The organism is Alicycliphilus denitrificans K601 (assembly GCF_000204645.1).
GTDB classification, from domain to species: domain Bacteria; phylum Pseudomonadota; class Gammaproteobacteria; order Burkholderiales; family Burkholderiaceae_C; genus Alicycliphilus; species Alicycliphilus denitrificans.
The window spans coordinates 4,144,897-4,165,076 of record NC_015422.1; the positions used below are offsets into that span (position 1 = coordinate 4,144,897).

16 protein-coding genes are annotated in these 20,180 nt (G+C 72.5%); all 16 read right to left on the reverse strand.

The features are described from left to right. Window positions 1-19: 19 nt before the first annotated feature. The 16 genes from ALIDE2_RS19735 to ALIDE2_RS19805 all read right to left on the reverse strand — a co-directional run bounded on the left by ALIDE2_RS19735 (window position 20) and on the right by ALIDE2_RS19805 (window position 20,168). Window positions 20-2,317 carry a hypothetical protein gene (locus ALIDE2_RS19735; protein WP_013517905.1) on the reverse strand — a complete coding sequence of 766 codons (2,298 nt, stop codon included), beginning with the start codon at window positions 2,315-2,317 and terminating at the stop codon, window positions 20-22. Beyond that, window positions 2,314-5,229: a baseplate J/gp47 family protein gene (locus tag ALIDE2_RS19740; protein WP_013722977.1), complete on the reverse strand. Its 2,916-nt coding sequence runs from the start codon at window positions 5,227-5,229 to the stop codon at window positions 2,314-2,316. Before ALIDE2_RS19740 ends, ALIDE2_RS19735 begins: the two co-directional genes overlap by 4 nt. Further along, window positions 5,226-7,709 carry a putative baseplate assembly protein gene (locus ALIDE2_RS19745; protein WP_013722978.1) on the reverse strand — a complete coding sequence of 828 codons (2,484 nt, stop codon included), beginning with the start codon at window positions 7,707-7,709 and terminating at the stop codon, window positions 5,226-5,228. The genes ALIDE2_RS19740 and ALIDE2_RS19745 overlap by 4 nt, the downstream gene beginning before the upstream one ends. After that, the gene (locus tag ALIDE2_RS19750) at window positions 7,706-8,074 is read right to left on the reverse strand and encodes a GPW/gp25 family protein (protein ID WP_013517908.1); all 369 of its coding nucleotides are present in this window, start codon (window positions 8,072-8,074) and stop codon (window positions 7,706-7,708) included. Before ALIDE2_RS19750 ends, ALIDE2_RS19745 begins: the two co-directional genes overlap by 4 nt. A 3-nt stretch (window positions 8,075-8,077) precedes the next feature. Further along, window positions 8,078-8,398: a hypothetical protein gene (locus ALIDE2_RS19755; RefSeq protein WP_013517909.1), complete on the reverse strand. Its 321-nt coding sequence runs from the start codon at window positions 8,396-8,398 to the stop codon at window positions 8,078-8,080. A 10-nt stretch (window positions 8,399-8,408) separates the two neighbouring features. Then, a complete protein-coding gene (locus tag ALIDE2_RS19760) occupies window positions 8,409-8,918 on the reverse strand; it encodes a phage baseplate assembly protein V (protein WP_013517910.1) in 510 nt (169 codons plus the stop codon). Between the two features lie 11 nt (window positions 8,919-8,929). Next, window positions 8,930-10,072, reverse strand: coding sequence for a hypothetical protein (locus ALIDE2_RS19765; RefSeq protein ID WP_013722979.1), 1,143 nt, complete (start codon window positions 10,070-10,072; stop codon window positions 8,930-8,932). 2 nt (window positions 10,073-10,074) lie between these two features. Then, complete coding sequence (locus ALIDE2_RS19770) at window positions 10,075-10,437, reverse strand: LysM peptidoglycan-binding domain-containing protein (RefSeq protein WP_013517912.1); 363 nt, start codon at window positions 10,435-10,437, stop codon at window positions 10,075-10,077. A 2-nt stretch (window positions 10,438-10,439) separates the two neighbouring features. Next, window positions 10,440-11,096, reverse strand: a complete 657-nt coding sequence (locus tag ALIDE2_RS19775) for a hypothetical protein (RefSeq protein WP_013517913.1) — start codon at window positions 11,094-11,096, stop codon at window positions 10,440-10,442. A 16-nt stretch (window positions 11,097-11,112) separates the two neighbouring features. After that, window positions 11,113-12,468 (reverse strand): eCIS core domain-containing protein, encoded by a 1,356-nt coding sequence (locus tag ALIDE2_RS19780; RefSeq protein WP_013722980.1) that lies wholly within the window; start codon window positions 12,466-12,468, stop codon window positions 11,113-11,115. 175 nt (window positions 12,469-12,643) lie between these two features. Continuing rightward, a complete protein-coding gene (locus tag ALIDE2_RS19785) occupies window positions 12,644-12,910 on the reverse strand; it encodes a hypothetical protein (protein ID WP_013517915.1) in 267 nt (88 codons plus the stop codon). After that, a complete protein-coding gene (locus ALIDE2_RS19790) occupies window positions 12,907-15,444 on the reverse strand; it encodes an eCIS core domain-containing protein (protein WP_013722981.1) in 2,538 nt (845 codons plus the stop codon). The genes ALIDE2_RS19785 and ALIDE2_RS19790 overlap by 4 nt, the downstream gene beginning before the upstream one ends. Continuing rightward, entirely contained in the window at window positions 15,441-17,381 is a 1,941-nt protein-coding gene (locus ALIDE2_RS19795; protein WP_013722982.1) for an AAA family ATPase, read from the reverse strand. The genes ALIDE2_RS19790 and ALIDE2_RS19795 overlap by 4 nt, the downstream gene beginning before the upstream one ends. Continuing rightward, a complete protein-coding gene (locus ALIDE2_RS19800; RefSeq protein ID WP_013517918.1) occupies window positions 17,378-18,715 on the reverse strand; it encodes a Pvc16 family protein in 1,338 nt (445 codons plus the stop codon). The genes ALIDE2_RS19795 and ALIDE2_RS19800 overlap by 4 nt, the downstream gene beginning before the upstream one ends. Beyond that, window positions 18,712-19,452 carry a hypothetical protein gene (locus ALIDE2_RS24700; protein ID WP_013722983.1) on the reverse strand — a complete coding sequence of 247 codons (741 nt, stop codon included), beginning with the start codon at window positions 19,450-19,452 and terminating at the stop codon, window positions 18,712-18,714. The genes ALIDE2_RS19800 and ALIDE2_RS24700 overlap by 4 nt, the downstream gene beginning before the upstream one ends. Next, window positions 19,449-20,168 carry a hypothetical protein gene (locus ALIDE2_RS19805; protein ID WP_013517920.1) on the reverse strand — a complete coding sequence of 240 codons (720 nt, stop codon included), beginning with the start codon at window positions 20,166-20,168 and terminating at the stop codon, window positions 19,449-19,451. Before ALIDE2_RS19805 ends, ALIDE2_RS24700 begins: the two co-directional genes overlap by 4 nt. Between the last annotated feature and the right edge of the window lie 12 nt (window positions 20,169-20,180).

Sequence of the window (20,180 nt, forward strand, 5' to 3'; positions counted from 1 at the left end):
GTGGTACCTCTTTGCCTCGTCAGTTGGCGAAATACACCCCGGCCGTCAGGCCCAGGCGCAGGTATTCGGCGAGCGCGTCGCGCAGGTTGGCCTCGCGCTGGGGTTGGCGCAGCCGCTCGTAGGCGCCCATTTCGGCGCCGCTCTCGGCGCCGGTGCGGATCTGCGCGGCGCAGCGCAGGTCGAGCTGCACAAGCCCCGGGGCGCCATAGCGGCGCGAGGTGAACAGCGGCCGCACCGTGGCCTCGACCTCTGCGCGCACGGCGTCTTCCTCGGCCGCCGTGGGCGGCGGCAGGCCGGCGGCCAGCGCCGCCGCGCGCAGCGCGGCAATGCGCGCATCGGTCTCCAGCTGCGGCTGGCAGCGATAGCGGCGCGGCACGGCCGACGCGGGCGGCACGTAGCAAAAGCGCACGCAGCCGGTCTGGCGCCGCTCGGCCACGGCCGGCGCGTCGAAGATGCAGTCGCTGGCCGAGATCGTGAGCCCATGGACGGCGCCGAGGAAGCTCGCGCGCAGCAGGTCCAGCGGGGCCTGGGGCGCCGAAAGCGCGGCGGCGCCCGCGTCCTGCAGGCCAACGATGCTGTCCGCCACGGCCACGCTGCCGACCGGGCCGGCGACGGTTATCGGCGCGGCCAGGCTGGACAGCACGCGCAGCGCCAGGCGCGGGCTGTCGCTGCCGACCGTGATGTGGGTGCCGCCGGGCAGCACGGTGCAGTGCGCCAGCTCCACCTGGCCCAGGGGGCCGGAGATGTCCAGCGGCCCCTGCAGCAGCAGGCCGTTGAGGAACAGCGCGCCGGGGTCGAGCGCATCGGCCGCGGCCGTGCCGAGTACCTGCAGGCGGCCCTGCCAGTGGGCGCGCGTCTGGCGCGCCTCGAAGCGGCCCGGCTGGCGTGCCATGGTGCCCGGCAGCGCATTGGCGACGGGCGTGGGCGGCCATTGGCCCGAGACGATCATGAGCCGCGAGCCCTCGGCGATGTTGACGGCCAGCGGCGCGGCATCGCTCTCCGTCAGGCTGTCCATCAGCACGATCACGCCGGTGCGGCCGGCGGGCAGCGCGTTCCAGGCCTGGACCGCGTCGCGCAGCGTGGCGAACAGCGTGCCCGTGGCGCCCAGCGGCAGCAGGTGCGTCACGCCCACCTGCCAGACCGCGGGGTCGAAGAAGCCGCCCGCATCGCCCTGCGCCGCCGTGCCTTCGGACAGGCTGGCGCTGGCCGCGCGCAAGGCGTCGCCGCGGTCGTAGGGGCCGCCGCCGATGTCGGCCGCGCTGCCATGCGCGGCATGCAGCCAGACCTGCTGCACGTCGAGCGCCGCGGGAAAGGCCATGCGGCCGCGCTGCACGTCGATGGCGGCCACGCGTGGCGGGACGGGCAGCGTCACCGCGTCTGGGATGTCGCAGATCCACAGGCCCTCGCGCGCGATCTCCACGGGCAGCGCCTCGCCCGCGAGCCGGACGAACACGCGCAATACGGGGTCGTGCCCGGTCATGAAGACGGGGGTGGTACCGGCATCGCCGGCGCGCAGCCGTTCGAGCTCCGCATGCAGGGCCAGCGGGCGCAGCGGCGCGCCCGCGTTCTCCTCGCGCGCGGCCTGGGTCACGGCGCCGCCGGTCTCGGTGCGCGGCAGGTTGAACAGCGGCGCGTCCACGCCGGCCGGGTGCATGTGCCACCAGCCCGCGGCGTTGCGGCGCGCGCTGATGAAATCGGCGTCTGCATCGCCGGGCGCGCCCCGGCCCAGCGGCTGGGCGCGCAGCCGCCATAGGAAGATGCCTACGTTGGGAATGTTGAAGCGCCCGCCGGCGGTGTCGGCATTGCGCACCTCCAGCAGGTGCGCGAAGGGGTCGAATGCGCCGGCGCTGGCGCGCGCCAGGTCGGCCCGCGCGGCGTCGCGTACCGAGGCGGTGGCCGCGGATGCGAGGCGCACGTGGTTCATGTGCTGCGTGGTCGCCAGGCGCTGGAAGAACTCCACGGCGGAGGCCGGCCAGCCGGTCACGTCGCGCGCCAGCTGCTCCAGCACCAGGGCCGTGCCCTTGCGGCGCCGGTAGGCCAGGGTGTTGGCCACCCAGGCGCGCGCGCTGACGCCCGCCGAGGGGACGGGGCGGATGGGCCGCGCACCGACCAGGTCGCCGATATAGGGCACGGTCCATTCGTCGCAGGTCTCTATGAACCAGTTGTCGTACAGGCGCGCGGTGTCGGTCTCGAGCGCCGTGAGCTCCTGCTCGATCACGGCCAGCAGGGCGCGCAGCGGCTGGCCCTGCTCGGCGTCGCGCAGGCGGTGGATGGCCGGCAGCAGCTGGTACAGCCGTTCGGGGGTGAGCAGGCTCATGGCTTGGCCTCCAATAATTGAACGGCGGCGGGGTTGATCAGCAACAGTTCGGCCGGCTGCATGGCGCCGGCATCCCAGCGTGCGCCGAAGGCCGGCAGCACCTGCAGCGCGCCGTCGCTGGCCGCGCCTTCGCCATAGGGCTGCAGCATCTGCAGCTCCACGGCCACCACGCCCGGCACCTGGTGCAGCAGCGCTTGCACGGCAGCGGCGGTGACGGGCTGCGCCAGGTCGCGCGCATCGAAGCCATAGGCCTGCAGCAGCTGCGCGCGGCCATCGGCGAGCACGGCGTCGGTTTCGTACTGCGGGTCTATCACCAGGCTGGCCGAGCAGCGGAAGTAGCGCAGCGCCGCGGCGGCGAGCTCGAACTGCTGCGAAGGGTCGGACTGGTCGGCGATCGCCTTGCGCAGGTTGCCGAGCACCTCGCCATCGGGGGCGCCGCCGGTCGCTCCCAGCACCGAAACCAGCACGCGCAGGGCACCGCCCGCGCTCACCAGGTCGGCGCGCGCCTTGCCTATGCCGGGAAAGGCACGCGCGTAGTCCTGGTAGTCGGGCAGGGAGACCACGCGCTCGAAGGCCAGCAGCGTCAGGGGCGCATTGCGGCGCGCGTCTTCGAGCTTTTCCGGGTCTTGGGCACCACCGGCCGGCAGCGGGTTGGTCACGCTGCGCAGGCCCAGAGGCATGGCGCGCGGCATGGTCAGGGTGCCGGCCGCTACCTCGCCGTCGCGCCCGAGGCCGGTGCGGTAGCTGGCGCGCAGGTTCATCTGCCCGGTGGGCAGGCGCGCGCCCTGGCGGCCGTCGCCGAACAGCAGGCTCATGCGCGCCTCGTTGTCAATGCGCGTGGCAAACACGTGCTCGTCGGGGCCGGCGCCGTACAGCGAAGGGCGCTCGCTCCACAGCAGGCCGTTGACGCGCAGCGCCAGCGTGCTCTGCGCGCCGGCGGCGCTGGCGGCCGACAGATGGGTGGTGGGCGGGCGGCGCAGCGTGAACTGCTGGAAGGCCTGGGCCGCATTGCCGTTGCCCAGCACCTCCTGCACGCTCTCGCCATGTGTGGCGGCGACCACGTTGGCGTGGATGCGCAGGCCCTCGCGCACATAGCTGAACTGCAGGCCGTTCTTGTCCTTGAGCACTAGCGTGCTGCGGCCGTTGGCGTGCACCACGTCGTCGAGCACCGCGATCTCCGCCGCGTCCACGCCGGGAATGTCGCTGCGCGGGCCGACGAAGGCGAGCGGCTTGCCGCGCGCAAGGCCCAGCACCATGGTCGAGAGCTCCACGCGCACGGTGCCGGCCGCCACGGGCGCCTCGATCGGCAGGTCCACCAGCGGCTGGCGCCGGCTGGCCACATGGGCCGTGGTGTCGCGGAACTTGAAGGCTTCCGCGGGAGGCGCGGGAAGGGGCTTGCCGTCGCTGCCGGCCATGCGCAACGCCATCGCACGGCCGGACAGGCCGTAGTCCGCGCGCGCCGCTTCGCGGGCGTCGTACAGGGCATAGGTGCCGGCATTGACGGAGGGCGAGTCGAGCACCACCCAACTGCCCGGGACGAGCCCGGGCACCGGCCGCTCCAGGTAGGCATGCTGGGGCGTGAGCGCGGCGCCCTGCGAGTCGGTCCAGACGCTCGGGTTGGTGCTGTCCCAGTTGGTCGGGTAGTAGGCCGCGCTGCCTTTGGTGTTGCTGGCGGGCAGGGAATTCCACTGCGGTGCGTTGTTGCCGAAGAAGCCCAGCCGCGCGCCGAAGCTGAAGGCGCCGGCCTCGGGCGCGACCGGCGTGGCCGGCGGATGCAGGCTGGCGGCGACCGCCTGCACCAACTGCAGGCTGCTCCAGCCCTGGATGGTGACCATGGCCTGCAGTTCGCTCTCCTGCCAGGCATGGCCGCTGATGGTGTTGGCGATGTTGCCGCTGGTGAAGGAGACGCTTTCCAGCTGCGCCTGCGCGAAGTTGCCGAAAGAGAGCACGCCCACCGGCACATGCCACTGCAGCCGCGGCGGCGCGGCCGGCGCGACCGGGTCGGGCAGGGGTTCCAGCCCGATGCGCACGCGCTGCAGCGCCTTCTCATCCTCGACCTCGGTTGCGCGCAACACCATCTGGCGCAAGGCGGCGCCGTTCTTGCCCACGAACAGCAGCAGATCGCCCGCCTGGATGGTGTTGGCGTCCGCGCCTAGGTAGACGCGGGCGACCTCCAGCGCATCGACCGTCGCGTCCACCGGCAGACCCGGGTCCAGGCGGTACAGGTCGCCGCTGGCGAGGCCGGGGTGCAGGCCGTCGGTGCCGGAGGGCATGCTGCCTTGCGGCAGCAGCAGCACCAGCCGCCTGGAGTCGCCGGCGACGTCCAGCAAGGCCATGTCGGCCGGCCTGGCCAGGCGCGGGCGCAGGGCGTTCCATTCGGCGCGCGCCAGCAGCTCCTCGGAAGTCTCGAATACCTGCGGCAGCTTGTCCTGTGGCGGCACGCTCTGGATGGGGGTGCCGGCGGCGATGGTGCACACGCCCGGCGCGCCCGGCGCGTCCTCCACGGTGAAGACCAGGTGCACGCCGGCGGCCACGCCGGGCCTGAGCTCGTAGCCCACGGCCCGCGCCAGCTCCAGCACCGAGCGGCGTTCGGTCGCGGTGCGCAGAAAGCCTTCATTGGCGATGCGCTCCTGGTAGAAGCTCAGCACGTCGGCCATGCAGGCGGCGGCGTCCACCAGGGCCACCGTGGCGTCGTCGGTCTCGCGCGTGCCCAGTGCCGCCAGCGGCCGTGGCGCGCTGGGGTCGGGTTCGCCCGGGTGCCATAGCGGCAGTCCGGCCAGCATGCGCTGGTGGAAGCCGGGCTGGGTGTCCACGCGCCAGGCGAGCGCCGGCAGGCCGGGGGCGTTGTATATGGGCTCGCGCGGCTGCTGGCCCTCGCAGCAGTGGCAGCCGGCCAGGGTGTCGTCGCTCATGGCGTGCCTCCCATTGCATGCACCTGGAACGCGATCTTTCCGTTCTGCGGCGCATTCGGGTCGTTGTCGAGCCGTGCGATCTCCAGCCGCGCCATGGTGATCCGGCCGGCGCCGATCTCGCCCGCGTCCGCGTGGCCCAGGCGCCGAAAGCGCAGCGGCTTTACGAACGCGACACCCGGCACGGCCATGGCGGCGGCGACCACGGCGCTCAGGTAGACCGGCTCGCCGAAGCTGTACCGGTCGGGGTCGAAGAATCCGCCGGGCGCCGTGCCGAACCGCTGCAGCAGCCGCTGTTCGACGTCGGCCGCGAAGTAGCCCGGCCTGGCGCAGATATGCAGCGCGATGTCCAGCGCCACATAGGCCGGTGCGTCGATCTCCACGTCGTGGCCGGCCAGGCGGAAGCGGTCGATGAAGGCGTTGATGCTGTCCTCGAAGGCTGGGTCCACGCCCTCCCCGCCGCGCCGGTCCACGGTGACGAACATGGTGTGCCAGCTGCCCGTCCAGCGCCGCGTGGCCACGGCGCGCTGCACGCGCGGGTCGCGCATGGCAACGGTGGCGTAGTCCTCGGGCGTGACCGCGCGCTCCTGGCGGCGGAAGGCCTGGGGCGCGTCCATGCGCGCGCGCGCCAGTGCCAGCGGCGCGGCGCCGCCGCTGGCGGCAAGCGGGTTGCGCACGCGCGTGATGCCGTCGAAGCCGCAGAGCACATGGGCGATCGTGCCGGCGCCGACGTTGCCGGCGCTGCCGCTACCCTCGCGCATGCGCAGCGACAGGCGCTCCAGCGCGCCGGGGCGCCTGCCGTTGACGCCGTCGCCAAAGCGCAGCAGCACGCCGCCGTCGTCGCCGGTCTCGACCACGAAGTCGGCCGCTTGCGCATCACTGCCCAGCAGGTCGCGCCGTGCGGACCAGGTGCGGCCGTCGCCGTCGCTGGTGACCTGCATGGCCTCGCGCGTGTCGGCCGGCTCGCGCCCGAGTGCTGCGGTGGCCGGCGCGGCGGCGTCGACCAGCGTCAACTGCCCGAGCGCATCGCGCACCAGGCCCTGGCGCGTGGCCGGCAACAGGCTGCCATCTGCCGGCCGCATGCGCGGCACGCGGCCGCCGGGCACGGGCAGCAAGGGCTGGCTGTGCTCGGGGCTCATGCCGTGGTCGGCCAGCGCGATGTTGGCGCAGGCGCCGGCCATGTCCTGCACCAGCGTGCCGCCTATGACCTTGGACAGGCACAGGTCGAACGGCAGCGCATCGCCTGCCGCCCATAGCACTTCCACCAGCGGCTGCCCGGTCACGGGATCGTGCCGCGGCGTGGGCGCGGGCGTACGGTCGGCGCCGGCTTCGGGATCGACGCGGGTGAGCCGCACCACGTGGCGCTGCAGAGGGGCGGCGTCCTGCGCCAGGCCGTTGGTGGTGCCGGTGCGTGCCTCCAGCAGCAGCAGGTCGCCGGCGCGTAGGCGCAGGCGATGGGCCGTGTCGTCGCGCAGGAAGGCGCGCGTGGCGCCGCGCGGCAGGCAGCAGGCCTCGTCGCTCCAGGTGTAGAAACGCAGGTCGTTGTGCGCGCTGTAGAGCGTAAGCGGCGTGAGTAGCTCGAAGGGCTGGGCGCCGGAGCGCACCAGGTCGCGCGCCTGGGCGCGCGATAGCAGGCGCCTGCCTGCGCCGGCTGCCTGGGTCAGCAGCAAGGTGCCGTCCAGGCCGGTGGCGGCATCGCAGGCCGCGAGCTGCCGGCCGTCGGCCGTGGCATCGACCTCGAACGCGACCCAGGCGCGCGCGTTGCAGCCCTCGTGCACCGCATAGTCGAGCAGCCGCGCATGGCGCTTGACCGAGACGCGCTGGCGCGCCGTGCCCAGGTAGGCCTCGGTGGCCACGGCGTCCTGGAAGTAGGCGATCTCGTCGGCGCGGTAGGCCAGCGCTTCCGCGAGCGTGACCAGCAGGTCGGCCGGGTTGCGTTCGCGCCAGCCGGGCATCAGCACCGACAGCCGGTCCAGCGCCAAGCGGCGAAAGCTCTGGTAGTCGCGCGCCAGGTAGTCGATGTCGGGCACGTGCGGGATTTCTGGGGCGCAGGAGCCGGCTGCACGGCAGTCGAAGTCGCTGGGGCAATCGACCTTGAAGCCGAACGCGATCTGCGCGAGCGCCGGGTCTATGCCGTCGGGGGGCGCGTCCGATCCGGCCGAGGCCACCAGGCGCAGGGTGTAGCGCGAGAAATCACCGGTGCCGTCCAGCTCCACCGCGAGCTGGCGGCCGCTGGCCGCCACGTTCAGCACGCGCGGGTCGCGCACGCGCTGGCCGCCGCGCACCTCGACGTTGGAGGCCGCCAATGGAACGGCGGGCGCCTGGGACAGGTCGTGCGCGAAGTGCAGCACCAGGCGCGGCTCGCCGTGCATCACCTCCAGGTACTCGATGCCGTTGAACCAGCGCGGGGGCGTCTCCAGCGCCGCGGCGCGCAGGGCGGCGATGCGGCGCGGGTTCTTGCAGAGGTATTGCTGCGTGGTCATGACGAGAGGCTCCTGGTGAAGCTGGCCTCGCCGGCTTGCTGCGTCTCCAGCACGGTGTAGCGCACGGCCACCGTGAGGGTGGCGTCCTCGCTGCTGGCGGCGACCGCGTCGATGCGCAGCAGATGCCCCAGCCACTGCTGCAGCGAGGCCTGGACCAGCGCCTGCACCGTCACGGCCAGCTCCGGGCTGTTGGGCGCGAACACGAGCTGCATCAGGCCGCAGCCGAAGTCGGGCCGGTTCACGCGCTCGCCGGGCACGGTGAACAGGAGCTGCTCGATGAGGCCATGCAGCCAGGCAGTGCGCGTGGCTTCGCCGGTGCGGCCGCGCCCATCGGTGTGGTAGGGGAAGGCGACGTAGGTATTCATGGTTCACACCCCCAAGACACGGGTCTGCGCGGCGACCGGAATGAGCGGCGTGCCGGTGGGCGTGCAGATCCCTTGGCCGCTCATCAAGAGCACGGGCTGGCCGGCGGCGAACACGCGCGTGGCCGCCACCACCCATTGCGCCGTGATGCAGGGGCCGTTGCCCTGCGGCGGCGAGAACGCGCAGCCGGCCACCAGCCAGGGTGCGGCCTGCGTGGCCACGGGCTGGCCCGAGACCAGCACGCGGACCACGGGCGCGCTGGGCGTGGCCTGGCCGCCATGTGCGCACAGCACGGTGGCGCCTAGGTGGAGCAGGGGGCCAGGCATGGCATGCTCCTCAGACCACCGTCAGCGCGCCGGCGTTGATGTTCACGGTGGGGCCCGTCATGACCAGCGAGGCGCCCTTGCCGTTCTGGATGTAGATGCCGGTGTCGTTGACGACCAGCGTGGCGCCGGTGGCGCTCTTGAGCATGATGCCGCCCGTGGGGCCGGGCAGGTCGCTGATGGTCAGGCCGTTCTGCAGCGTGGTCTGCAGCGTGAACGCCTGCACGCCGGGCGGCGTGGCGCGCGCCAGGGCCGGCACTTCGGCCGCGCTGCCCCAGAAGCACCCGACCCAGATGGGGTGGTCGGGGTCGCCCTGCTCGTACTCGATCCACACGCCCGAGCCGATCATGGGCAGCGCGAACATGCCGTTCTGCATGCCGGCCACCGGCACGCAGGGCATGGCCCAGGTGCCCGGCACCAGGCCCGTCACGTCGGGCACCTGCACCTGCAGCCGGCCGATCTGCATGGGGTCGATGTTGTTGAGCACCATGCCGCGGTACTTGCCGTAGAACTTGTCGTTCATCTTCTCCTCCTTCAGACCGGCACCGTGGGCGTGATCGAGACCAGGCCGTTGCGCGTGAGCTCGAAGCTTTGCTTGAACTCGCCGCGCTTGATCTTGCTGGTCACGCTCTTGACGTAGTACAGGCCGTCGTAGACCACGCCCGCGCCGCGCACGCCGACCAGGCCGCGCGCCTTGAGCACGCGGCCGTAGCGCAGCACGTCCAGGCTGCCGGTGCCGCTCACGGCGTCCTGCGAAGTGGCGGCCTCGGCCAAGCCGGCCGAGATGGCGCGCATCGGGCTCATCTTGGCCGTGTCCTTGAGCGGCTTGAGGTTGGCGATCGGCGTTGGCAGCGCAGCCAGCGGCGGCTGCAGCGGATTCAGGTTGGGGATGGGAACCGGGATGGGCGCGCGCGTGAACTGGTTCTGGATGAAGACCACGGGCAGCACGCCCTTGGTCGCATCGAACGAGAACGACAGGGACTCCACGTTGGTCAGCGCGTCCATGTCCAGGTTCAGCGCCGGCTGCGGCACGCCGACCTTGATCTCGGGTCCGAAGTAGGCGATGTTGGTGCCCGCCGCCGGCCCCGGCTCCACGTAGAACACATAGCCGACCTGGCGCGCCAGCTCCTGGATGTAGGCCAGGTCCGTGCCCTGCTGGGCCGGAATCTTGTCGATGGGAATCTGCACGTCGGGAAACAGCACCGGGATCACCATCGGTATCAGGCCGAAGGGCGCGTACTTGGCGCACAGCAGCGCCACGCGCCCCTCCACGGGCACGGCCGGAAACGGCAGGCCGCTCCAGTCTTGCATGTCCATGGCCTTGGTCACGTCCTCGCCGGTCACCGTGAGCGTGCCTGCCTGGCCGCGCCCGCCGGGCTGCACCTCGACGTGCGTCATCACGCCGTCGAACAGCGGCTGGGCGCTGCCGTTCATCGTGAGCACCAGCAGCACGCGCAGCGGCGGCGTGGCCATGCCGGTGTTGGTGCCGGCCGCGAGCAGGAAGATGGTGTTGAGCTCCGAGCGCGCGGTGATCGTGAACGTGAGCTGAAAGCCCGAGGCATTGCCCGCCGCCGTGCGCACCTCCACGCTCTGCAGCGCGTCCAGCACCGCGCGCGGCACCGGCAGCGGCACGATGGGGCCGACGAGCAGTGTGAGCTGAATGCCTTGGGCGAACATGGTCAGCTCTCGGCGGGGGGCGGCACGCCCTCGGGCAGGGTGATGCGCAGCACGCTGCCGGGCCGTGCCACCATGGCCTCGGGCAGCATGGCGCCGTTGGCATCGGCCAGGCGCCACCATTGCTCGGCCGAGCCCAGGTACTGCGCCGCCAGCTGGTCGGCGCGCTGGCCGGCGGCCAGCGTCACGGTCTGCACGGTGGCGAAGCTCTCGGGCGGCGGCAGGAAGCGGCGCGTGACATAGGCCACGGTGCGGCCGTCGGGCAGCCGGGCCTGCGCCGTGGGCAGGCCGTGGTACCGGCTATCGGGCGCGAATGCCGGCTGGGCCAGGCCGTTGGCCTGCAGGAAGGCGGCGATGGGGTCGGCCATGGTCAGACTCCCGTCACGCCCAGCGTGGAAAGCGAGGCCGGTTGGGCCTTGGCGGCCAGCTGCTCGCGGTTTTGCAGATAGGTCATGAACAGCGAGCCGCCCTTGGACGCGAAGCCCAGGTCGTCCACCGTCAGCACGCGCAGGCTGAGCGAGGCCTTGGCATGGATGGGGTTCAGCGCCGGGTCGAAGGCCTCTTCGGTCACCGAGAAGCTGGTCAGCTTGACTGGGATGACGCGCCCCGCGCCCCACACGAGCAGCAGCAGCGGCGCCAGCATGGGCGCGATCTCCAGCGTGCCCGAGCTGGCCTGGCTGTTGACCTTGCCCAGCTGTGCGCTGCTGGGCTGCGAGAGTGATTCCAGCAGTGCGATCTGCGGCGCGATGCCGTAGGCCACGGCGGCGGCGTTCTGGTCGGGAAACTCCAGCTGGTCGGTCGCGTCCAGGTCGGCCTCGAAGCTGATGGTCTCCACCGCCGGTCCTTTGAAGCGCGTGGGCTCGGCGCGGTCGGCGCCGGCATCGCCGCCGCTTTCCTGCGACTTGAGCTCGCGCTTGAGCGATTCGGCGTTGTACTGCAGTGCGATCACGCGTTGCACCTGGGCGGTCTCGGGGTCGATGAGCACGATGCCGCCCTTGGTGAGTTTGGGTGAGGAGCTGATCGTCATGACAAGGCCTTCTCGGCTAGTTCACCTTTGTCGTCTTCCACTTGCGGACCCACTTCCGCTTGTCGCTCTTGTGGAGCGTTTCCTTGTCGGTGTGGATTTCGAGCCGCTTGATCTTTCCCCCGGAGCGGTCGAACACCTCGCGCATCGCAGCGATGCGCGCGGCGTCGTCCTTTTGCGGGGGCAGGTCGCCGTCGGCTTCCATCTGCCTGGCCCGGTCGAGCAGCCACTTGTCGAAGGTTTTCCCGAGTGCCTTGTCGCCCTTGGCGACGCGGTCGTCGATCTCCTGGCTGGACTTGACCTCGACGACCCTTTCCTTGCCGTGCCGGGTGTTCACCTCTTCGCCGTCCTCGTCCTTGTCTGCCCGCCGTGCGAAGCGCTCGTTGCTCGTGCGCAGCGTGGAGTCGATGGCCTTGAATTGCGCCCCGCCGAAGATCGTGCCCACGGCCTTGCCGGTTTCCTCGGACCGGCCGACATAGCAGCCGTAGAACTCCACGGTCGCACCGGGAGCCATGGCGTCCTTGGCAATGGAGGCGACCTTCTGGTCGGCCGCCATGTCGCTCAGCTCCTGGGCGGTGACGAAGCGGCGGTCGGCCTCGCCCTTGGGTGTCATCTTGATGCCGCCCGTGGTGCTGCCATGGCCGATGATGCGGATTTCGCCGACCTTGGTCTTGTTGTCCTTGGCGTACTTGGCCGCGTATTCGGCGGCTTCCTGGATGTTGTCCACGACGACCACTTTTTCGCCGAGCGTGTTCTGCACGTAGTCGGTCACGTCCTGCGTGTAAGCGTCGTCGGGGGCGCGCATGACGAAGGTGATGCGCGTGCCTGCGGGCGCCTGGCCGGCCGGTTTGTCGTCGGCCTTGTCCTGGGCCACCGCGCCCTTGCCGTCGTCGGCCTGGATGTGCGGGGAGCCGGCGCGTGGCGCGCCGCCGACCTTGGCCGGGAGGCCCTTCACCGCGCGGTCGGCGGCGGTGTTGGCCTCGTGCTCGTCGTGCGCATCGCGCCTGAGCGTGGCGCGGCCGGAGTCCGCATCGCGCTGCTGCGCCACGTGCGCGAGCTCGTGCGCGAGCAGGCGCTGGCCGGCCGGCGAGGCAGGCTTGTATTCGCCATGGTTGAAGGCGATGTGCCGGCCGATCGTGAAGGCCCGCGAGCCCAGGGCGCTGGCGGCCTCGGCGGCGGCGCGGTCGCTGTGCACGCGCACGTTGGCGAAATCGACGTCGAAACGCGCCTGCATCGGCTGGCGCACCGAAGCCGGCAGTTCGTCGCCCGGCTTGCCAACCAGCCGGTTGGCCGCCTCCTCCCCGCGCGCGGGCCGGCTGTCCCTGCGCGGCACGGCCGCGTCGGCGGCTGGCTTGTGATCGCGCTCATGAGTCATGCCGGGGCCTCGCGTCGGGAAGGAACCGTACCCGGCCATGCACCATGGCACCGGCGGATCATTCGTGGTGCCCTTTGAGGGAAAAGCGAAGCCTGTGGGCGGTGTTCATGATTTCCGGCGCCCCATGTCCACATCGGCCGGAGATTCCTTGCCGCTCCACGCTGACGCTGTTGATTCATGTGCCGACTCCTGGCATGAGCAGGCGTGCCACGGCCTGGCCGAGCGCCTGGCCGTGGGCGCCGGCGTCGCCATCGGCGGCCAGCGTGACGCGGCCGGCCCGCAGCCGCGCCGCCGCCGGCAGGCTCGGCAGAACGGCGGCCGCGCCCGGCGCGGCCAGCTGCTGCGCCAGCGCGTCGTGCAGCGCCGCCGCCAGCGCCGGGGTGTCGGCGGGATCGATGCCGCGCAACACCAGCCGGTCGATGTGCAGCACGATGCGGTTCATGGCTTCGCCCCCTTGGCCGGCTTGGCGGGACCCGTGCCCAGGGCTGCGGCCGGCGCCGTGACGGTGGCCGAGCGCGTGCGCGTGGTGCCGTAGCGGCGGCCGGTGGTGTACAGCGGCGCGCCGGCCTGCAGCGTGACGGTCCACTGGTTGCCGGCCTGCTTGTCGATGCGCACCATGACCGAGCCGACGAACAGCCGGCCCTGGCTGTCGCGGCCGAAGTGCGTCATCGGGTAGCTGTGGCGGCTCAGGTAGGGCGGCTTGTTCATCAGCAGGTAGCTGTTGCCGGGCTGGATCCATTCGAGCTTGGCGAGCACCTCGTCGTAGATCGGGATCACGTCCTTGTCGGTGCGCGTGGGCGGCTTGGCGGGGTCGGCAGGCACCACCTGCGGATCGCCCAGGCTGTCCTGGTCGGCCGCCGGCGGGGGCGTGGCGTCCGGGCTGGCCGGGGCCGGATCGGCGGCCGGACTGTCCTGCGCCGCCTTGCCGGCCCGCAGCGCGGCCATGCCCTGGCGCAGCGATTCGACGACCTGGTCCTCGGTCTTGCCGGTGGCCGGACCCATGCGGCGCAGCAGTTCGTCGACCTCGGCATCGGTCAGCGGCGGCTGCATGGCGCGGGCCGCCTCCAGCAGCTTGTTGCGGGCCGATTCGGTGAAGCGCGGACCGCCGGCGGCCGGGCGTGCCATGCCCTCGACCAGCCGTTCGGCCGGTGCCTGGGCGGGCTGCGGACGGGCTGGTGGCGCCGCATCGGGGGCAGTTTCCGGTGCGGCCGGCTCCTCGTGCGTGGCGGCGCTGCCACTGCCACTGCCACTGCCACTGCCACTACCGCTGTCGCCGGCCGGCGCGGCGGGGCCGGCGCCGCTGCCCGCACCGCCGCCGCGCTGGCGTGCCGCGATGCGCTGGCGGATCTGCTCGACCGTCACCTCGCCCTGCGGCATTTGGCCCTTCACGCCGTCGGTGGCCTGCAGCAGCGCCTGCAGCTCCTCGTCGCTGAAGGCGTCCAGGTTCTGCGCCACCACGCGCGTCAGCTGCTCGGCCGCCTCGCGCCGGGCGGCATCGTAGTTGCCGGTGCGGGCCGCCTCGGTCAGCAGCTTGCGCAGGCGGTCGTCCTTGCGCAGGGCTTCCTTGATGTCGTCGGGGATGGGCTGGCCGGTGGCGTCGCCGGACTTGATCAGCGTTTCGATCGGGTCCTCGCCCGGGCCGATGCTGGCTTCCGCGCCCTTGGCCAGCAGCGCCACGATGGCCACCGCCGAGGCCGCGGCCAGCAGGCGGCTCTTGGCCAGCCCCTTGAGCTTGGAGGCCAGGGTGGCCAGCGTGGCCGTGGCCGCCAGCGCGGCGGCGAAGGCGGGCACCAGGCTGCCGCCGGGTGCGCGCTCCTGGCTGTCCTTGCGCGCGGGCTTCCTTTCCTTGACCTTGACGTCCTTCTCAACCGGCACCGGCACGGGCGGGGGCGGCTGCTTGCGGCAGGGACAGCGGCTGCGCGCCTGGCTATACGGCGGCGTGCAGAAGTAGCCGAAGATGCCGGGCTCCATCAGGTGCACGCCGAGCTTCTGCTGCGCGCAGCCGGCGGCCTGGGCCAGCGGGTCCGGCATGGTCAGGCCGTTGCCGACCCGGATGGCCGCCACCAGCGGCGTGATGGTGCGGTCTGGATAGACGGCCTGCACCTGCTCCATGTAGTACGCGAGGTCCTTGACGCCCTGGGCCAGCCCGGCCGGCGTGGAAGGCTTGATCTCGCCGATGGCCAGCCCCGTGGGGGTGGCCTGCACCAGATCGAGACGGCCGTTCTCGTCGCCGGGCGCGCTGAACGGCATCTCGTCCAGGCGCGCGGCGGCCATGCCCGTGCCCAGGCCCAGGAACGCGGCCTGCACCACGGTGTGCGCCACGCGGCCGGCGTTGGCCGGCCCCTGGCCGGGGTAGGCCGTGTCGTAGCAGATGCCGCAGCCGCCCGCCGCTTCGTTGCTGACGGGAACGCGGTGCAGGCGGCTGCTGCCGGCGCGCAGCCGCACCTGCGCCGGCCGGCCGGCTGCCACGCGCTGCGCGGCGGCCTCGGCCTCGTGCTCCATGGCGCTGTCGGCGCCGTCGATCGCCAGGCGCTGCAGGCTACCCGTCGTGCCCTGCTGCTGCACGGTGTGGGCCAGCTCGTGCGCCAGCAGCGGGCCGGCGGCGGGTCGCTGGCCGGGGCCGAACACGATGTGCTGGCCCACCGTGTAGGCCAGCGCGCCGACGGCCTGGGCCGAGGCCTGGGCCTGCGCGTCGGCATGCACGCGCACGCGGCCGAAGTCGTGGCCGAACAGCGGCTCCATGGCCAGGCGGGTGGCGCGGTCCAGCGGCTGGCCGGGGCCGCGCAGCGTGCCCTGCACCAGGCTCTGTGCGGCCTCGGCGGTGGCGGCGCCGTCCTGCGCGGGCGCGCTGCGCGGCTGCAGGCCCAGGTCGGTGCCGAGGCGCTTTCGGGCTTCGCAGGCCGGACAGCGCGACTTGCCGCCGCAGGCGCATTTGCGCTGCAGTACCGGCTTGGCGGCGGCGTAGGCGGCGATCATGCCCAGCTCCTCAGTTCCGCCTCGGAAAACGGCCGCTCGCGCTTGGCGCCCTCCGTGCGGGCTGCCTGCATCAGCTGCACCATGCCTATGGCCGTGCCGGCCTCCGCGGCGAGGAAGGCCGCCGCCAGGGCCATGTTGCGGATGCTGCCGCCCGTGGCGTCCAGCCGCGCCAGGCGCGCGAAGTCCACGTCGGCGGCCAGGGGGGCCGCCTGCGGGAACACGGCGCGCCAGATGCCTTCGCGCTGCTCCTGGTCCGGGAACGGGAAGTGCACCACGAAGCGCAGCCGGCGCTGGAACGCCGGATCCAGCGCGGCCTTGTGGTTGCTGGTGAGTATGGCCAGGCCGCAGTAGGACTCCATGCGCTGCAGCAGGTAGCTGACCTCGATGTTGGCGTAGCGGTCGTGGCTGTCCTTGACCTCGGTGCGCTTGCCGAACAGTGCGTCGGCCTCGTCGAACAGCAGCAGCGCGCCGGCCTGTTCGGCGGAGTCGAACACGCGGCGCAGGTTCTTTTCGGTCTCGCCTATGTATTTGCTGACCACGGCCGACAGGTCCACGCGTACCAGGTTCAGGCCCAGTTCGCTGGCCATGACCTCGGCTGCCAGGGTCTTGCCCGTTCCGCTGTCGCCCCAGAACAGCGTGGCCAGGCCCAGGCCGCGCGCGTCCTGGTTGGCAAAGCCCCAGGCGTGGTGCACCGTCAGCCGGTGGCGCGCATGCGCCACGATCTGGCGCAGCAGCTGCTGCTGGGCGGCAGGCAGCACCAGGTCGGCCCAGCTGGCATGCGGCTTGATGGTCTGCGTCAGGGCCGGCAGCGCGGCGTGGCGGCCTGCCTCCTCGCGCGCGATGTGGTGCAGCGCGGCGGCATCGCCGCGCGGGTTCCGTGCGTGCGCCTGCCGGGTGATCTCGGCGATGCGGCGCGCGCCCAGGCGGTATTGGCTAGCCAGCGTGTCCAGCGCCGGCGCGGCGATGGGCGTGCCCAGTTCCTCGAGCGCGGCCAGCCAGAGCGCGCGGCGTTCGGGCGCCTCGGGCGGGTCAAGCCGCAGGCGGTGGCAGGGCAGATCGCTTGCCGGCCATGCGTTCGCGGCCAGCAGCACCAGGCCGGGCAGGTGCCGGGCCAGGCGCAGCGCCGCGGCCTGCCGTTCGGGGCCGGCGCCGTCGCACTGCACCAGCAGGCCGGCGCCGAGCAGTGCTGCCTCGCGTCCCCAGAGCGCGGCGAATGCGGCCTGTTCGGCGGCATCGGCGGGCATGTCCATGCCATTGAGCTGGTACAGCCCCGCGCCCAGGCCCTCGGCCAGCGCGCAGGCCAGATCACGCTGGCCGGTGGCATCGTCGCCCTCGAGCACGATGGTCTGCGGCACGGCCTGCCACAGGGAAAGCAGCTGCTGCACGCCGGCACTCTGGGTGGCGGACAGCGGCGGCGCATCGTGTGGCACCGGGTACAGCAGGGCCTGCAGCCGCTGGTCCAGGCGGTTCAGGCCTGCCAGGTAGTGCAGCACGCGTTCGTCGATCTTCAGGCGTGCATTGACCAGGCCGGCGCCTTCGTCGGGCTCCAGCAGCCGCCAGCGGCGCAGTGGCGCGTCGGGCGAGAGGGCGCTCCAGTGGGCGTCGGGCAGCACTGCCAGGGCGATGCCGAAGCTGGCCCAGGGCCGCTGCGCGGCGCCGGCCTGTGCGCACAGCGCGGCCAGGCGCGCGTCCATCTCCACGCCGGCGGCGAGCAGCAGCAGGTCGCGCTCGAACGGGCTCAGCTGGAACAGCGCGGCCAGGGTGTCGATGGCCGCCGGCGCGGGCATGCGCGAGCGTGCCAGGGCGATCTGCGCATCGGCGGAGGCGGCGCCTTGCGGCGCCTCCTCGCCCAGCAGTGCGCGCAGCCGGGCGAACTCGGCCACCAGCAGCTGCTGGTTGGCTGTGCTCCAGTCGGTCACGCGGTCGGGGGCGTTCATGTGATGCTCACCGCGAGGTTCAGGAAATGAGGCGTATCGCCGGGCGAGAGATCCATGTCGACGATGGGGCTCTCGATGCCATCCACGCGCAGGCGCGCGAGGTAGCTGCCGGGTGCCGCGCCCGGGATGCGGAACTGCAGCGAGCTGGGTGTGGCGCCGGTCGCCAGCGGAGCCACCTCATTGCTGCCCAGCACCAGAGTGGCGTGCTGGCCGCTGCGCAGCTCGGGCGTGAATTGCAGGGTGATGGTGGCCGAGCCGTCGCCGGCGCGCGCCACGGTCTGCGGCAGGTTGGTGATGCGCGGCGCCAGCGTCAGGGCCAGCCGGTTGCTGCTCATGCGCCTGGGCTGGTTCAGCATGTCGGGCCGGGTGGCGTCGAGCGTGACCCGGTAGATGCCCACCGGCAGGGCCGCGGCCAGGCCGGCGAGCGAGAACGCCGCCGTGGTCGCGACGGGCCGGTCCGGCGGCTGCGCGGGCTCGGCGGCGATCTCCAGCGCCACCTGCCACACGTCGCTCTCCAGCCGCACGCGGCGGTCCGCGCCGTCCAACGCCTGCCCGTGCAGCGCGACGAGGTCGCCGATGCCGGCCACGGTCTGGCCGGCCGGCGGCTCTGCGCGGGTCAGCAGCGGCAGGCGCGCCTCCAGGCCGGGCTGCACCGCGATGCCGGTCTCGCGGCCCTGGGCGTCGCGCGGGCCGCGCGCGAGCACGGGCAGTGCGCTGCGTGCGGGCTGTTGCGCCTGGATCAGCACCACGGAGGCGGTGTAGGCGGCGCTGGGCCGCAGGTGGCTCTGGGTGGCGGTCCAGAATTTGGAGAGCTCCTCGTTCGTCTGCATCACGGGCGTGATCTTGATCAGCTCCAGTTGCTCGGCCAGGCCCGCATCGGCGAGCGCGCGCAGCGCCGGCGGCAGCGTGTTGCCCACGGGGGGCGAGGGGACCAGGGCAGCGCGGATGGCGGCGCGCGTGAGCACCGGTGTCTCGTGCAGCAGTTGCATGGCGTAGCCGAGCAGGATTTCGGCATGCAGGTCGGCGCCGCTGTAGGCCGACAGCAGATAGTGAAGATCCAGCGCGAGCGGCGGGTTCGACAAACGCGTACGGCCGCTGCCGTCGCGCCCGGGCAGGCCCTCGTTGCGCCAGCCCGGGTTGGGCGTGACCAGGTACATGAACAGGTTGAGCTGCGAGGCCTCAGCTGCGTTGGCCGCCACCACGCGGTCCGGCGCCTGCACGCTCACTGTGACGCTGGAGCCCAGCACGCTGCTGATGTCGTGGTTGATCAGCCCGTCGTTGAGCAGGTCGCGCAGCACCGCGGTCACGCCGGCAATGGCCAGGGCCGTGCTCATGATGGCTCCTTGCGCCGGGCGAGGTAGGCATCCAGCGACAGCGGTTGTGCGCGCTCGCGCGCTGCATGCCTGGGAGGTCGCGGCTGCGCAATGGCGGTGACCTCGATGCGGCCAATGTGCACGTGCACTTCAGCTGGCTCCGCCGGGGCCGCTTGCGTTGGTGAAGGCGTCCACGGCGGTGGGAGCACATGGGGCGCGCGGAGTGTGTCGGGATGCGCCGCCGCGGCGCGCACGTGAGGCGTGGCGATGGCCTCGGGAGCCTTGCCCGTGGGTAGTAGAGGTGCCGGATCGGCATAGGCTGCGGGGCTCTGGGCATGTGCCGGGGATACGTGTCTCGCGGTCGTGGGTGCGGCGACGGTTTCGGTGGTATGCGCCATGTCATCCAGTCCGGTCGGTCCGGCGGGATCGGCTTCGGCATGGGGCGCCGAGGCGGGCTTCTGCTCAGGCCGGGGCGCAGTGGTGGCGCTGTCCTGCGCCGTGGCCATTTGCCGTGTGCGTGCAGCCGGGGGGCGTGCGCTGTGCGCCGGTTCGGCGGCGGAGGGGACGGCCTGCTGCTCAATGGCGGCACGGCTCTCACTCGCCTGCACAGGGCGTGGAGCGGCTGCTGGTTCGGATGGTTCGACGGCCTGCGCCTGCACGATGCTTAGCGCGCCGGCGAATGGCAGGCGCGCATCGCTGCGCACCGTCCAGGCGCTGCCGGTGGCGCGTGCGGCCAGGCGCTGCAGCAGGCCGTTCATGATTCGCCCTCCACCAGGGCCAGGTAGTGCGCGCGCCGCGTGGCGGACAATGCCAGGATCTGTTCCTCGCTCCAGCCGTAGCTGCTCGCAAGCCGGTGCACCTCCTGCAGCAAGGCGCCTGCGCGTATGGAGATTTCGTCCCACAGCAGCGCGGCGGTGTCGAGCTGGGCCATGTCCTGCCGGCCGCAGCCCACGCAGGTCAGGGCGAACGCCAGATCGGCCTGCGGGTCCAGCGCCTCCAGCGCCTCATCGACCTGCGCGCGTGTGGCCGCGTCGATGGCGTCCGGCTGGCCCGCGAGCGTGCAGCGCGCTAGCAGCGCATCGGCTGCGTCTTCGGACGCCAGGCCGGCGACTGCGGCCAGGTCGCGCAGGCTGGGGGCGCGTATGCGCAGGCCGGCAGCCTCGGCCATGGGCATCGGGCGTCCGTCGGCTTCTTCGGGCGGCGCATCGCGCAGCAGCTCGGCCACGTCCAGCGCGAAGGCCAGCCGCTGGCCGCAGTGGCGGCAGTCGGCATGTGCGTCTATGTGCGGGCCGAAGTTCGCGGCGCGCAGGTGCAGCAGGCTTGCGCCTATGGCGCCCAGCGGCAGGTCGGCGATTGCGTCGGCAGGCCAGTCCGGGCGCGCGGCGGCGGCCAGCAGCGCGGCGCGGTCCAGCGCGTGGCGCGGCGTGCCGCGTTCCCACAGCGACAGCAGTTCGGCGGCGTCCAGCACGCGCATGACCGGATCTCC

Bases quoted from the DNA above. Each gene is read 5' to 3' on its own strand.
- ALIDE2_RS19735 (WP_013517905.1), bottom strand. From the start codon at position 2,317: ATGAGCCTGCTCACCCCCGAACGGCTGTACCAGCTGCTGCCGGCCATC.
- ALIDE2_RS19740 (WP_013722977.1), bottom strand. From the start codon at position 5,229: ATGAGCGACGACACCCTGGCCGGCTGCCACTGCTGCGAGGGCCAGCAG.
- ALIDE2_RS19745 (WP_013722978.1), bottom strand. From the start codon at position 7,709: ATGACCACGCAGCAATACCTCTGCAAGAACCCGCGCCGCATCGCCGCC.
- ALIDE2_RS19750 (WP_013517908.1), bottom strand. From the start codon at position 8,074: ATGAATACCTACGTCGCCTTCCCCTACCACACCGATGGGCGCGGCCGC.
- ALIDE2_RS19755 (WP_013517909.1), bottom strand. From the start codon at position 8,398: ATGCCTGGCCCCCTGCTCCACCTAGGCGCCACCGTGCTGTGCGCACAT.
- ALIDE2_RS19760 (WP_013517910.1), bottom strand. From the start codon at position 8,918: ATGAACGACAAGTTCTACGGCAAGTACCGCGGCATGGTGCTCAACAAC.
- ALIDE2_RS19765 (WP_013722979.1), bottom strand. From the start codon at position 10,072: ATGTTCGCCCAAGGCATTCAGCTCACACTGCTCGTCGGCCCCATCGTG.
- ALIDE2_RS19770 (WP_013517912.1), bottom strand. From the start codon at position 10,437: ATGGCCGACCCCATCGCCGCCTTCCTGCAGGCCAACGGCCTGGCCCAG.
- ALIDE2_RS19775 (WP_013517913.1), bottom strand. From the start codon at position 11,096: ATGACGATCAGCTCCTCACCCAAACTCACCAAGGGCGGCATCGTGCTC.
- ALIDE2_RS19780 (WP_013722980.1), bottom strand. From the start codon at position 12,468: ATGACTCATGAGCGCGATCACAAGCCAGCCGCCGACGCGGCCGTGCCG.
- ALIDE2_RS19785 (WP_013517915.1), bottom strand. From the start codon at position 12,910: ATGAACCGCATCGTGCTGCACATCGACCGGCTGGTGTTGCGCGGCATC.
- ALIDE2_RS19790 (WP_013722981.1), bottom strand. From the start codon at position 15,444: ATGATCGCCGCCTACGCCGCCGCCAAGCCGGTACTGCAGCGCAAATGC.
- ALIDE2_RS19795 (WP_013722982.1), bottom strand. From the start codon at position 17,381: ATGAACGCCCCCGACCGCGTGACCGACTGGAGCACAGCCAACCAGCAG.
- ALIDE2_RS19800 (WP_013517918.1), bottom strand. From the start codon at position 18,715: ATGAGCACGGCCCTGGCCATTGCCGGCGTGACCGCGGTGCTGCGCGAC.
- ALIDE2_RS24700 (WP_013722983.1), bottom strand. From the start codon at position 19,452: ATGAACGGCCTGCTGCAGCGCCTGGCCGCACGCGCCACCGGCAGCGCC.
- ALIDE2_RS19805 (WP_013517920.1), bottom strand. From the start codon at position 20,168: ATGCGCGTGCTGGACGCCGCCGAACTGCTGTCGCTGTGGGAACGCGGC.